The organism is Phytomonospora endophytica (assembly GCF_014202425.1).
Taxonomy (GTDB): domain Bacteria; phylum Actinomycetota; class Actinomycetes; order Mycobacteriales; family Micromonosporaceae; genus Phytomonospora; species Phytomonospora endophytica.
Map to the genome: position 1 here is coordinate 466,463 of NZ_JACHGT010000005.1, position 12,823 is coordinate 479,285.

10 protein-coding genes are annotated in these 12,823 nt (G+C 72.1%); 7 read left to right on the forward strand and 3 right to left on the reverse strand.

The window, feature by feature from the left end; translation table 11 throughout:
• Window positions 1-23 precede the first annotated feature (23 nt).
• Together HNR73_RS14080 and crtI are read left to right on the forward strand one after the other, a co-directional pair.
• Window positions 24-917 (forward strand): phytoene/squalene synthase family protein, encoded by an 894-nt coding sequence (locus HNR73_RS14080; protein WP_239122218.1) that lies wholly within the window; start codon window positions 24-26, stop codon window positions 915-917.
• Entirely contained in the window at window positions 914-2,350 is a 1,437-nt protein-coding gene (crtI, locus tag HNR73_RS14085; RefSeq protein WP_239122219.1) for a phytoene desaturase family protein, read from the forward strand. The genes HNR73_RS14080 and crtI overlap by 4 nt, the downstream gene beginning before the upstream one ends.
• Here crtI and HNR73_RS14090 read toward each other — a convergent pair.
• Window positions 2,347-2,949, reverse strand: coding sequence for a flavodoxin family protein (locus HNR73_RS14090; RefSeq protein ID WP_184787854.1), 603 nt, complete (start codon window positions 2,947-2,949; stop codon window positions 2,347-2,349). The genes crtI and HNR73_RS14090 overlap by 4 nt on opposite strands.
• A gap of 89 nt (window positions 2,950-3,038) precedes the next feature.
• Between HNR73_RS14090 and HNR73_RS14095 the strand changes: the two genes are divergently transcribed.
• The 3 genes from HNR73_RS14095 to HNR73_RS14105 are packed head-to-tail and all read left to right on the forward strand — an operon-like array spanning window position 3,039 to window position 4,906.
• Window positions 3,039-3,521: a MarR family winged helix-turn-helix transcriptional regulator gene (locus HNR73_RS14095; RefSeq protein ID WP_184787855.1), complete on the forward strand. Its 483-nt coding sequence runs from the start codon at window positions 3,039-3,041 to the stop codon at window positions 3,519-3,521.
• A 45-nt stretch (window positions 3,522-3,566) separates the two neighbouring features.
• Window positions 3,567-4,100 carry a VOC family protein gene (locus HNR73_RS14100; RefSeq protein ID WP_184787856.1) on the forward strand — a complete coding sequence of 178 codons (534 nt, stop codon included), beginning with the start codon at window positions 3,567-3,569 and terminating at the stop codon, window positions 4,098-4,100.
• Window positions 4,097-4,906, forward strand: coding sequence for a MerR family transcriptional regulator (locus HNR73_RS14105; RefSeq protein WP_184787857.1), 810 nt, complete (start codon window positions 4,097-4,099; stop codon window positions 4,904-4,906). Before HNR73_RS14100 ends, HNR73_RS14105 begins: the two co-directional genes overlap by 4 nt.
• 40 nt (window positions 4,907-4,946) lie before the next feature.
• Here the strand turns inward: HNR73_RS14105 and HNR73_RS14110 are convergent, their stop codons facing one another.
• Window positions 4,947-6,545, reverse strand: coding sequence for an SLC13 family permease (locus HNR73_RS14110; RefSeq protein WP_184787858.1), 1,599 nt, complete (start codon window positions 6,543-6,545; stop codon window positions 4,947-4,949).
• Window positions 6,546-6,717: 172 nt separating this feature from the next.
• Here HNR73_RS14110 and HNR73_RS14115 point away from each other — a divergent pair, with 172 nt between their 5' ends.
• Window positions 6,718-7,599 (forward strand): LysR family transcriptional regulator, encoded by an 882-nt coding sequence (locus HNR73_RS14115; protein ID WP_184787859.1) that lies wholly within the window; start codon window positions 6,718-6,720, stop codon window positions 7,597-7,599.
• Window positions 7,600-7,669: 70 nt separating this feature from the next.
• A complete protein-coding gene (locus HNR73_RS14120; protein ID WP_184787860.1) occupies window positions 7,670-8,719 on the forward strand; it encodes a tartrate dehydrogenase in 1,050 nt (349 codons plus the stop codon).
• Window positions 8,720-8,722: 3 nt separating this feature from the next.
• Here HNR73_RS14120 and HNR73_RS14125 read toward each other — a convergent pair whose 3' ends face one another.
• The gene (locus tag HNR73_RS14125; protein WP_184787861.1) at window positions 8,723-12,784 is read right to left on the reverse strand and encodes a WGR domain-containing protein; all 4,062 of its coding nucleotides are present in this window, start codon (window positions 12,782-12,784) and stop codon (window positions 8,723-8,725) included.
• Window positions 12,785-12,823: the final 39 nt, after the last annotated feature.

Genomic DNA, 12,823 nt, shown 5'->3' on the forward strand with positions numbered 1-12,823 from the left:
CCTCCACTGTTACGCTGCCGGGCGTGATCGCGCCCACCGGAACCGAGCCAGCGCTCGCCGAGTCGTACGCGCACTGCCGCCGCCTCCACCGCAGGCACGGCCGCACCTACTACCTGGCGACCAGACTCCTGCCGGGCGCGATCCGCCCGCACGTGCACGCCCTCTACGGCTTCGCCCGTTACGCCGACGACATCGTCGACACCCGCCCGGGCGACACGCCCGAGGAGCGCGCCGAGGCGCTGCGCGCCTGGTCGGACGGCTTCCTCGCCGGACTGCGCGGGGACATGCCCTCCGGTGACCCGATCCTCCCGGCGATCCTGGACACGGTGACGCGTTTCCGGCTGCCCGTCGGCGAGTTCGAGGCCTTCCTGGCCAGCATGGCCGCCGATCTCACGGTCACCGCTTACGACACCTATGAGGATCTGCTGGCCTACATGGCGGGTTCGGCGGCGGCGATCGGCAGTCTGATGCTGCCGATCCTCGGCAGCGCCGACCGGGACGCCGCCGAAGGACCGGCCCGCGAGCTCGGCAACGCCTTCCAGTTGACGAACTTCATCCGTGATGTCGGCGAGGACCTCGACCGGGGCCGCGTCTACCTGCCCCGCGCCGATCTCGACGCCTTCGGCGTCACCGTCGCCGACCTGCGTGCTCGCCGCACCACCGCGGCGATCCGGGCCCTCGTCGAGTTCGAGATCGAGCGGGCCGAGGCGCACTACCGGGCGGCCGCGCCGGGTGTGGCGATGCTCGACGTGGGCTCGCGGCCCTGTGTGCGGGCCGCGTACACGCTCTACCGCGACATCCTCACCGCCGTCCGCCGTGGCGGGCACCGGGTCCTGGAACAGCGCGCGACCGTCCCGGCCAGTCGCCGTCTCGGGGTGGCGTTGCGCGAGATCGGCCGTGCGTGCGCCCGGCGGTGAGCGGCCGCGTCGTCATCGTCGGCGCCGGACTGTCCGGGCTGGCCTGCGCCCTGCACCTGGCGGGCGCCGGGCGCGAGGTGACGATCCTGGAACGCGGGGACCGGCCCGGCGGGCTGGCGGGGGAGCGGGTCGTCGACGGGTGGCGTTTCGACACCGGCCCGACCGTGCTGACCGCGCCGGACATCCTCGACCGGACCTTCGCCGCCGTCGGCGAGCGCACCGCCGACCGGCTGACCCTCCGCCGCCTCGATCCGGCCTACCGGGGCTTCTTCGGCGACGCCGGTCCCCTCGACGTGCGCGCCGATCCGGAGGACATGGCCGAGTACCTGCGCGCCGAGTGCGGGCCGGGCGACGCCGAGGGTTACCGCCGTTACGCCGCGCACGTCGCCGAGCTGTACCGCCTCCAGATCGACGACTTCATCGACCGCAACCTCGACACCCCGCGCGACCTGGTGACGGCGAACCTGTTCGGGCTCGTCGCCCGTGGTGGGTTCGGGCGGCTGGCGCCCTTGGTGGACCGGCATTTCCGGGACGAGCGCCTGCGCCGGCTGTTCTCCTTCCAGTCGCTCTACATCGGACTCGCGCCTCGCCGGGCCCTCGCCCTCTACGCCGTGATCTCCTACCTGGACGCGATCGCGGGCGTCTGGTATCCCGAGGGCGGGATCCACCAGGTGCCCGAGGCGCTCGCCGCGGCCGCCGTCGGCGCGGGCGTGCGGATCCACTACGGCAGCGAGGCCCGGGCCGTGGAGCTTCGCGGCGATCGTGCCGTCGCGGTGACGACGGCGACCGGTGAGCGCCACGCCGCCGGCGACGTCGTGCTGGCCACCGACGAGGGCGCGGCCCTGCGGCTGCTGGGCCGTCCGCGAGCGCGGCGCCGGTTCCGGCACGCGCCGTCCTGCGCGGTCGTCCAGCTCGGCGGCGTGGACGTGCCCGCCGGGCTGGAGCATCACAACATCTTCTTCGGCCGGGCCTGGGACCGGACCTTCGACGACATCATCGGCGGCGGCCGCGTGATGCGCGATCCCTCGCTGCTGGTCACCAACCCCGGCCGGACTGATCCGGCCGACGCCGGGACCCTCTACGTGCTGGCCCCGACGCCGAACCTGGACGACGGCCCGGACTGGCGGTCACGAGGTGACGCCTACACCGGTGAGCTGCTCGCCGTGTTGGCGAAGCGCGGGTTGCCGCTGGACGCCGGTTCCGTCCGGACGGTGACGACCCCGGCCGACTGGGCCGACGCGGGCTATGACTCCGGGACGCCGTTCTCGCTGGCCCACACCTTCGGCCAGACGGGACCGTTCCGGCCCGGGACCCGGGTGCGCGGGCTCGCCAACGTGGTGCGCTGCGGTGCCGGCGTGCAGCCGGGCGTCGGCGTGCCGATGGTGCTGCTGTCCGGCGGGCTCGCGGCCCGCCGGGTCCTGGGACGGCGCTAGCCGGCCACGGCGAGTTCGAGTCGCCCGGCGCGGACCACCCGGGCGGCTTCGGCGACGCGCGCGCCGAGGGCGGCGCCGGTCGCGAGGTCGCCGGGGTTCATGTCCTCGGCGGGCAGGTCGTTGAAGGTCTGGGCGGCGGCGCCGAGGTAGAAGCCGAGGCGGTTGCGGTCGAACTCGGTCCCGTAGGTCATGTGCCAGCCGGGACCGAGGCCGAGGTTGACCCAGTTCATGCCGTGCTGCGCGGCGAGGATCGTCATTTGCTGGAGGGTGTTGAGCTTGTCGCCGCTCATGCCGCCCGAGGCGGTGAAACCGGCGGCGAGCTTGTCCTGCCAGCCGCGGACCGCCCAGACGGCGCTGGACGCCTCGGCGAAGGCCTGGAAGGTGGCGCTCGCCGCTCCCATGTACGTGGGGCTTCCGAAGATGATCGCGTCGGCGGAGGCGAGGGTGTCCCACAGCCCGTCGTCGAGCGTCTCGACCGGGACGAGCCGGGCCTCGGTGCCCGGTACGGTGAGGGCGCCGTCGCGGACGTGTTCGGCCAGGCGGTGAGTGTGGCCGGCCGCGGAGTGGTAGGCGATGGCGACGCGGATGGTCCCGTTCATCGGGTAGCCTTTCGGTTAGTTCGAATCTGAACGATCGGAACGCTAGTCGTTAGTTCAAATTCGAACAACCGGAAGTGACGGAGGACACGATGAGCGTGGAGGAACGCTGGCTGACCGAGGCCCAGGCGCGTGCCTGGTCCCAGTTCATCCGCACCAGTCAGCGCCTGGAGCAGCGGCTCGACCGCGACCTCAAGTCCGGGCACGACCTCTCGCACACCCAGTACGAGATCCTCGTCCGGCTCGCCGACCCCGGCACGGCCACCGGGAACGTCCGCATGAGCGACCTCGCCGCCGACCTCGTCACCGCCAAGAGCGCGGCGACCTACCAGATCGGCCAGCTCGTCGAACGCGGCCTCGTCGCGCGCGTGAAATGCGCCGAGGACGCCCGCACCACCTACGTGACCCTGACCGACGCCGGCCGCGAACTGCTCGGCAGGGCCGCCCCGGACCACCTCGGACGCGTCCGCGAACTCTTCCTCGACGGGCTCTCGGCCGCCGAACTGGAGATGCTCACCGACGCCCTGGACCGGACCTGCGCGCGGATCATCGCGGCCCGGAAGAGACGAAGCTGACATCGGGCTTGACCCTCACGCAACGTCAGGGGGCACCTTGGCCGCATGAGCGACTACTTCAACGCGTTCGAGGTCGGCCCCGTGTCCGTGCGCGGCCCCGAGGCGGTGGCACCCGAGGTGTTCCGCGGCATCTACGCGATGCCGGTCTTCGTGTCGGTCCCGACCCCGGACCTGGCGGCGTCGGCCGAGTTCTGGGTGCGGGCCTTCGGCTTCGTCGAACTGTTCGGCATTCCCGGCCAGGTGGTTCACCTGCGCCGGTGGACCTACCAGGACGTCCTGCTCGTCCCCGCGTCGGACGAGACCGAGACGTCCGCGGCCACCGGCATGAGTGTGAGCTTCCTGTGCGTGCTCGGCGAGCTCGACGCCATCGCCGAGGCCTGTGCGGAACTCGTGCCGGGCGGCGTGACCGGGCCGCGGGACACGCCGTGGCGAACGCGCGACGTCGCGGTCACCACGGCGGAAGGGGCGAAGGTCGTGTTCACCGCCGCCCTGGAGTTCGACCCCGACAGCCCGGAAGCGCGCGATCTGGCCGCGGTCGGCATCACCGCGCCGGAACCCGAGACGGAGGCCCGACGATGACTTACACGGTTGAGAACGTCCGCGACGCCGTCACGGTGGGCGAGGCCGCCGAGCTGGCGGGCGTGACCGTCCGCACGCTCCACCACTGGGACGAGATCGGCCTGGCCTCACCGTCGGTCCGGACTTCCGCCGGGTACCGCCGGTACACCGACGAGGACCTTCAGCGGCTGGACCGGGTCGTCGCCTACCGCGAAGCCGGCCTCGGACTGGAGACCGTGCGCGAGGTGCTCGACGACGCGACCGCCGAGATCGGCGCCGCCCTGCGCGAGCAGCGCGCCCGGCTCGCCGAGCGGATCGAGGAGCTGCGGCGGCTCGACGAGCGGCTGGAACGGCTCACCGAGTCCCATGAGCGTGGCATCCTGCTCGACGACGAAGCGCAGACGGAGATCTTCGGGGAGGACTGGGACGCGCCTCGTTCCCGGCGGGCCCGTGCGGTGTGGGGCGACTCCACGCAGTGGGCGCAGTTCGCCGAGCGGTCCGCCTCGCGGACGAAGGAGCAGTGGAAGGCGCTCTCCGGGGCGATGTCGGCGCTCCAGCTCGACCTGGGTGACGCCGTCGACCGGGACGTCGTGCCCGGCAGCCCGGAGGCGAACGCGCTCATCGAGCGCCACCGGGAGGTGTTCTCGAACTTCTTCCCGCTCACCCGGCAGATGCAGGTCTGCCTGGGCAGGATGTTCGAGTCCGACCCCGGCTTCGCCGCCCACTACGACGGGATCCGCGCCGGCCTGACCTCCTGGTTCCGCCGAAGCATCGACGAGAACGCTCGCGCGAACGGCGTCGACCCGGAGACGGCCGCGTGGCGGTGACGAGGGCGGGCCCTGCCGTTTCGGCAAGGCCCGCCCGTCGCTAACCCCCGATCCCCGTCACCGCCACCATCGCCGGGAGGCCGGCCAGCAGGAGCAGCCCGCCGAACAGGTCGAAGCTCGCGCCCGAGCGGATCATCGTCGTGATCGACACGCAGCCCGATCCGTAGGCGATCGCGTTCTGCGGTGTCGAGACCGGCAGCATGAACCCGAAGGAGGCCGCGAAGGTCGCCGCGAGCGCCGGCACGAAGGGGTTGACCCCGGCGGCCATGGCGATCGGGATGATGATCGGCACGACGACGGCCGCGGCGGCGGTGTTGCTCGTCGTCTCCGACACCAGGATCGCCAGCGCGATCGCGAACGCGGTGATGGTGAAGACGCTCGACAGGCCCAGTGCGTTCGAGGCGCCCGAACCGATCGTCTCGGCGAGGCCCGTCGACTCCAGCAGCGAGCCGAAGATGATGCCCGTGCCGAACAGCACGATCGTGCCCCAGTCGATCCGCGCGGCGTCGCTCCAGCGCAGCGTGAATTCGCGTTGGCGCCACTCGGTCGGCAGCAGGAACAGCAGGGAGGCGCCCAGGACGGCGACCGTGCCCTCGTTGAGGCGGCCGCTGACCGTCTCGTAGAGCGCCGACTCGGTCCCCGCGAACACCGCGATCACGCCCGGGAAGATCCACAGCGCGACGGTGATGCCGAAGGCGATCAGCGTGTTCTTCTCCGCCCGCGACATCTTCCCCAGCTCGGCCCGTTCGGCGGCCACGTACTCCTCGACGCCCTCGATCCGGCGGATCTCGGGCTTGTTGAGCAGCAGCAGGACGATCACGAGGATGACGAACATGATGGCGCACAGGGGAAGGGCCGTGGCCATCCACTCCGCGAAGGAGATCTTCTTGCCCGTCGCCTCCTCGATCAGGCCGCGCCCGATCAGGTTCGGCGGGCTCCCGACCGGCGTGAGCAGCCCACCGACGCTGGCGCCGTAGGCGAGCATCAGGACCAGGGCGGCGCCGACGCGCAGCCGCAGCGGGTCGAAGTTCGCCGCGACCATCCCGCGGCTCTGCAGCATCTTCGCGATGACCGCCAGCAGGCCCAGCGCGGTCGGCAGCAGCATCGCGACCGTCGCGGTGTTCGACACGAACGCCGACAGCAGGCAGGTGATCACACCGAAGGCGATGATGACGCGGATCGTGGACTTCCCGATCCCCGGCAGCGACAGGATGAAGAACGCGAACCGCCGCGCCACCCCGTGCTTGAGCATCGCCTGCGCCAGGATGAACGCGCCGATGAAGGTGAACACCGTCGAGGACCCGAAGGGCTTGAGCGCGTCCGAGGCCGGCACCACGCCGAACAGCACGATGGCGGCGACGCCGATGAGCCCGCCGACGGGGATGGGCACCGGCTCGGTCACCCACATGACGACCACGCCGAGCAGGATCGCGGCCAGCACGTGCTGACGCGGCGCCAGATCGAAGGGGATCAGCGCGAACGCGACCGCCAGCACCGGCGCCAGCCACAGCCCGGTCGTCCGGCGCCCCTTCTCGAAGCGCTCCTCGGCGGGCGAGAGCACCTGCTCGCCCAGACTGCGGTAGGTGGCGTGGCCCAGCAGGGCCTTGTCCACGTCGGTGCGCTGCTCCTCGGCGGCCATGTCGTCACTCCCTTGTGGACAACGGCTACGGTGACCCATGCCACAAGCGGCACGTGTGCGCCATTCTGGACCTGTGCGGACAAGCCGGTCCAATGCGGTTTGGCTACCAGACCGTTAGGCTGCGCCTATGTGCCGGGCATTCCGTCCGGCTCGCCGACCCCCGGAGCCGGCCATGGACGTGCGGCAACTGGAGTACTTCCTCGCCGTCGTCGACAACGGCGGCTTCAACCGGGCCGCCCGGACGCTCTTCCTCGCGCAGCCCTCGCTGTCCCAGGCGATCCGAACCCTCGAACGCGACCTGGGCGGCCGCCTCTTCCACCGCATCGGGCGGCGCGTCGTGCTCACCGAGGCCGGGGAGGCCCTCGTCGAACCGGCCCGCCGTGCCGTTCGCGCCCTGGCGGTGGCGCGCGCGAGCGTCGACGCCGTGCGCGGCCTGCGATCCGGCGAGGTGACGGTCGCGTCGATGCCCTCGCCCGCCGTCGAACCGCTCAGCTCGATGGTCCTCGCCTACACCGAGCGCCACCCGGCCGTGCGCGTCACGATCCGCGCGGCGCCGGTCGCCCTCTCGGTGCTCACCGCCGTCCGCACCGGCGCCACCGAACTCGGCCTGCTCTCGGCCTGGCGTCTCCCGGCGGCCGCCGACCTGCGGCTGCGTCCCCTGGGGCGTCAGCGTTTCGTGCTCGTCGCGCCACCCGACGGGAGCCTGCGTCCCGACGGGCCGCTCCCGCGCGCGGCCCTCGCCGGGCAGCGCCTCATCGTCGGGGAGGAGGGCACCGGTATCCGCCGCCTCGCCGAGGAGATCCGCGAGGCCGTCCCCGACGTCACCATCGCCGTGGAGTCGGAGCATCGCGAGGCCGTGCTTCCACTGGTGCTCAAGGGAGTCGGCGTCGGGATCCTCGCCGAGGCCTGGCGTCCGCTCGCCGAACGCGCCGGTGCCGTCGTCCTCGACCTGGACCCGCCGGCCTGGCTCGACCTCGCCCTCGTCAGCCGCGACGGGCCGTTGACCCCGGCGGCCGAGGAGTTCCTCACCATGGCCGCCGAACAGGACCGATAGGCGCGGCCTATAAGTGCCATCACCGCCTGGTCTTGGACCCGGCCGCCGGCGGCTTGCTTGAATCGGGATCATGACCAGTCACCGCATCGCCGTCATCCCGGGCGACGGGATCGGGCGCGAAGTCGTCCCGGCCGCCCGCGCGGTCCTCGACGCCGTCGCCGCGCGGCACGCCCTCGGCCTCGACTACGTCGAGTTCGACTGGTCGTGCGCCGGATACCTCCGCGAGGGGGCCATGATGCCGCCCGACGGGCTGGACCTGCTGCGCCCCTTCGACGCGATCTTCCTCGGCGCCGTCGGGGATCCGCGCGTCGCCGACCACGTGTCGCTGTGGGGTCTGCTCATCCCGATCCGCCGGGCCTTCCGCCAGTACGTCAACCTGCGTCCGGCGCGGCTGTTCCCCGGCGTCGAGGGCCCGCTGCGCACCGACGCCCCCATCGACCTGGTCGTCGTCCGCGAGAACGTCGAGGGCGAGTACAGCGAGATCGGCGGGCGCCTCTCGCGCGGCTTCCCCGACGAGATGGCCGTCCAGGAGTCGGTGTTCACCCGCCCCGGCGTGACCCGGATCGTCGACTACGCCCTGGCCTTGGCCGCGAACCGTTCCGGGCGGCTGGTCTCGGCGACCAAGTCGAACGGCATCGTCCACACCATGCCCTTCTGGGACGAGGTCGTCGCCGAGCGCGCCGAGAACTCCGTCGTCGAGGTGACCCGTGAGCACATCGACGCCCTGTGCGCCAAGGTCGTCCTCGACCCGGGCCGTTTCGACGTGATCGTCGGCTCGAACCTCTTCGGCGACATCCTCAGCGATCTCGCCGCCGCCGTCACCGGCAGCATCGGCATGGCGCCGTCGGCGAACCTCAACCCGGAGCGCGAGTTCCCCTCGATGTTCGAGCCGGTGCACGGTTCCGCGCCCGACATCGCCGGGCGCGGGGTGGCCAACCCGATCGGCGCGATCTGGTCGGCGGCGATGATGCTCGACCACCTCGGCCACCCCGGGGCCGCCGCCGAGATCGTCGGCGCGATCGCCGCGACCCTCGCCGAGGGCCGCGTCCGCACGCCCGACCTCGGCGGCGAGGCCACCACCGGGGAGTTCACCGACGCCGTCGTGGCGGCCCTCGGCTGAGGGCTAGGGGATCTCGCGGTAACCGGCGCCGGTCTTCGCCTCCACCAGGCTCGCCGCCTTCTTCGCGCCCTTCACCGGGTCCATCCGCTTCGTGCTCACCTTGCCCGGAGAGCCGAGTCGCCCGTAGCGGGTCGCCAGTACGCCGTTGGTCTCGTCCCAGTACAGCTCCCAGAACTTCGCGTCCGGGCCCGAGCGCCACTCGAAGTAGCGGGACTCGGCGGCGGCGTTCACGTGCTGCCCGAAGTAGAGCCGTTCGACCAGGTGCGTCGACGCCTTCACCGCCTGGGTGAACTCGCTCAGAAAGGACGTCGCCAGCATCCACGACAGCGACCGTTCCCACCAGATGTGGCGTTCGTGGTCGTAGACGTGGGTGAAGACGCGGTCGTCGTCGGTCTCGTGATCGGTGGCCAGGAGCGTGAGCAGCTCGCCGTCCGACTTCTCGGCCACCACGTCCAGCTCGTCATAGACGTCGGTGTTCAGGCGGTAGGACTGCGCCTTGTAGATCGCGCCGACCGCGTCGGCGGCGGGCCTGCGCGTGAGCATCTCGGTGGGGGAGAGGACCCGGCAGCCGCGCCCGCCGATCGACCAGGACGCGTGCCCGACCCGGCGCCAGAAGTCGCGCAGCACCTCGGGAACCGGGGTCCTGCGAGTCGCCTCGTAGGCCGCGATCTCCTCGTCGGGCACGCCCGAGCCGATCTCGACGGTGAGGTCGGCCAGACCCGGCACGTGCGAGAGGTACCCGTACTCGCGCAGACCGTCGGCGAACACGGCCAGCGCCTCGACGTGCCACACCGGGTCCCGGCTGTCGTCGCGGGCGCGGTCGTCGAGCCATTCGGCGACCGTCAGGTCCTCCGGGCGCCGCCTGGATCCGACCCACTCCAGGCAGCCGAGCGCGCCCCCGGCGGCGAGCAGGTCGATCTCCCGGCGCTCGTGGGCGGCGACGGCCGCCGCGCGGTCGGGGAAGAAGTCGCCGTCGTACTCGATGCGGCCCTCGTGGACGAACAGGACGGCGCTGTCGTGTTCTCGGTGGTAGCCGCGGTGGACGGCGCCCTTTTCGGGGACGTACCAGGGGTCGGTCTCGGTGAGGCGGGCCGCGGTGAGGCTCGCCCGCATCCGCGCGAAGGCCTCGTGGGCGCCTTCGGCGAAGCGCAGCACGCGGGTGGTGAAGCGCCCGTTGTTGACGCCGGCGCTGTGGGCGATGGTGTCGCGATAGCGGACCAGTTCGGTGAACTCGGAGGCCGTCGCGGTCCAGAACAGGGCGCGCTCGGACACCTCGGTGACCCCGGTCAGGGCCGACGGCCCACCGGGGACGAGGGTGAACGGCGGCGGCACGACCGCATAGCCGTCGAAGGCGTGCGCGCGTCCGTCGGTGTCGGCGAACCAGACCTCGCCGGTCGCCTTGTCGTGCATCAGCCGCAGCGCGACGGTCGCGCCGGTGAGCGTGCCGAGGTCCTCGTCCTTGAGCCTGGCCAGGGGCTTGCCCTTGACGCGGGCCGCCCGTCCTTTCTCGATCAGCGTCGCGCGGGCGGCGTCGGCGGTGCCGGACAGGGCGGCCGCCAGCCGGGAGCGCGAGTCCTCGTCCTCGAAAGGGCTCGTCCAGGAGCGGAGGTGCGGTGGCCCGGCCGGAGCCTGGATCGCCTGGGCGAGCGGCCATGCCCGCCGCACGAGCGCGTAGTGGCCGGTGTCGAGCGCCGCGCGGATGCCGACGATCAGCGCGTAGGCGAAGAAGCCGTCGGTGGGCGGCCCGGCGGGCGTGTCCCAGCCGGAGATCTCCTCCAGCAGCGACACCAGCGGCCAGACCTTCTCGACGTGCCGGTCGAGTGTGTAGGCGTACAACCCGGCGGCGTGGTGGTCGCGGCTTTCCCGCAGGCGCGCCGTGATCGCCTCGTGCGCGGCCTCGTTCCAGGTCTCGGCGAGGGCGTTGGCGGCTCGCCAGTAGGACCGGCGCTCGGTGAACAGTCGGTCGATCAGCGCCGTGCGGGCGGCGGGAGTGTCGAGGTTGCGCAGGATGGCGTAGAGGTCGGCGACGAGGTCTTCGAGGTTGTCGTCCTCGGTCTGGCCGTGGTCGAAGACGCGTCCGCCTTTCGGTTCGGAGGCGGCGTAGCGGGCTCCGTAGCGGTCCAGTGCCTCGATCACGAAGTCCTCGACGGCGGGATGGCCGAAGCGGTAGAGCTGGTGCCCGGCGGAGCTTCGCACCTGGATGCTGGGGTGTTCGAGCCTGCTCCGGATCATCGCGCGGATCGCGCGGTGGGCCTGGTCGGCGTCGAGTCTCGGGATGACGCAGTGTTCGGGTTCGAGGGGGTAGAAGAGCTCGTTCCACAGTGGTGTGAGGGCGGTGCGGGGACCGTCGCCTTCGGCGGCCGCCATGAACGGACCGAAGATCCGCTCCTCGTGGGCGAAGGGCCCGAGCGCGCGCAGCGCGGCCTTCTTGATGTTCTCGGCGTGCATGCCGGCGAGGAAGTCCCCCTCGTCGGGGTCGGGCGTGTCGAGGACCAGCCGGAGGAGGATCTCGGTGACCGGGTCGTCGGCCGAGCCGACGCGGGCGGCGAGCGCTTCGATCAGCGGCTCCACCTCGTTCTCGGGCAGCATCGCCAGGCAGGACGCGGCGAGGGTGACGCCGTCGGCGTCGCCGGAGTCCAGGACGACCCGGACCGCCCAGGACATGGCGCCCAGCAGTTCCGTGTCGGTGTCACCGCGCATGAGGACGCGGCGTGCGATGACGCGGGCGAGTGCCGGATCGTCGACGGTGGCGAGGATCTCGGCGGTGTCCTCGGGAGCGTCGATGATCTTTTTGAGGACCCGGGAGGAGACCTGCCCGTCGGCTTCGGCTCGGGTGAGGTCGTTGTCGGTCATGAACACCGGTTCGCCGGTGCGCTCCTGGACGTCGCGTACGGCGGCGAGGACGGCCCGCTGGTGGGAGTCCTTGGTGAGCAGCCATGCGACGGCGGCGGTGAGGGCGGTGATGTCGCCGGTGACCGGGCGGGCCCACTCCAGGGCCCAGTTGGCGAGGGTCCATGAGCCGGTCAGGGACGGGAGCGCGGCGACGAGCGCGTCGGCGGCGGGGCTGTGTGTTGTGCCCGGGGCGCGGGAGTCGAGGAGGGCGCGCAGGGCGGTGCGGGTCAGGCCGTCGTCCATGCGGTCGACGGCGGCGGCCACGGTCGCGCTGTCGAGTGACTCGTCGGCGAGGGCGGCGGCGACGTCGAGCGCGCGGAGGAGCGGATGGGTGCCGGGTGAGATCTCGGCGGCCAGGACCGCGGCCGGGCCGTCACCGAGGTCGTCTTTACGGATGTGGGCGGCCAGCATCGAGCGCCTGGCCCGGAACCCCGGGACGAGCGGGACGTCCCCGTCGAGGCCGAGTGCGCCGAAGGTTCCGGCGAAGGACCTGACGAGCTCGGGGCCGTCGAGCGCGGCGAGGACACGCTCGCGTTCGGCGTCCATGGCGAGGATCGAGGTGTGCAGCAGCCAGTAGACCGCCAGGTGCGGATCCGTGCCGAGACCGGCGATCTCGGCGTCGAGGGCGGTGCGCGCGCTCTTCTGGGAGGGCCAGGCCTCGATGTAGTGGCCGGCGGCGTTCCCGGCGAGATCGGTGTCGCTCTGGATCGGCCTGCCGTGCTGGGTCAGGGGTTGCGCCAGCAGCCACACCAGCCATTGGTAGCGCCCGGCGAGTTCCACAGTGGACACCGCGCGGCCGTGTGGGGGAGGTTCGCCGACGGCGTGGGCCCCGAAGCCGTCGTCCTCGCCGGCGTCTCGGTCCCGCAGGAAGGAGGGCCAGTCGGCGATGGAGTTCAGGCGGTGGTGGATCTCGCGGGTCTCGTGGTCCTGCCACCAGATCGCGCCGCCGCCGCGCAGGTCGACGAGCGTGTAGTCGTCGCCGTGGTCGTCGATGATCGCGAAACCGGCCAGGGTCTTGTCGATGGCGCCGAAGTAGGCGTGGTTCGGGCGGAGGTGCGCCGTCACCGGATCGGGCTCACCCGGCTCGGTGAGTCGTTCGGTGATGGCGGCGGCGACCTCGGGCGGGACCGGCATGCCGTAGAAGCGGTCGAGGGACCCGTGGGGGTGGGCCATGGTGGTCCTTTTCAGCGTCGAAAGGGAACCGCGCGGGGA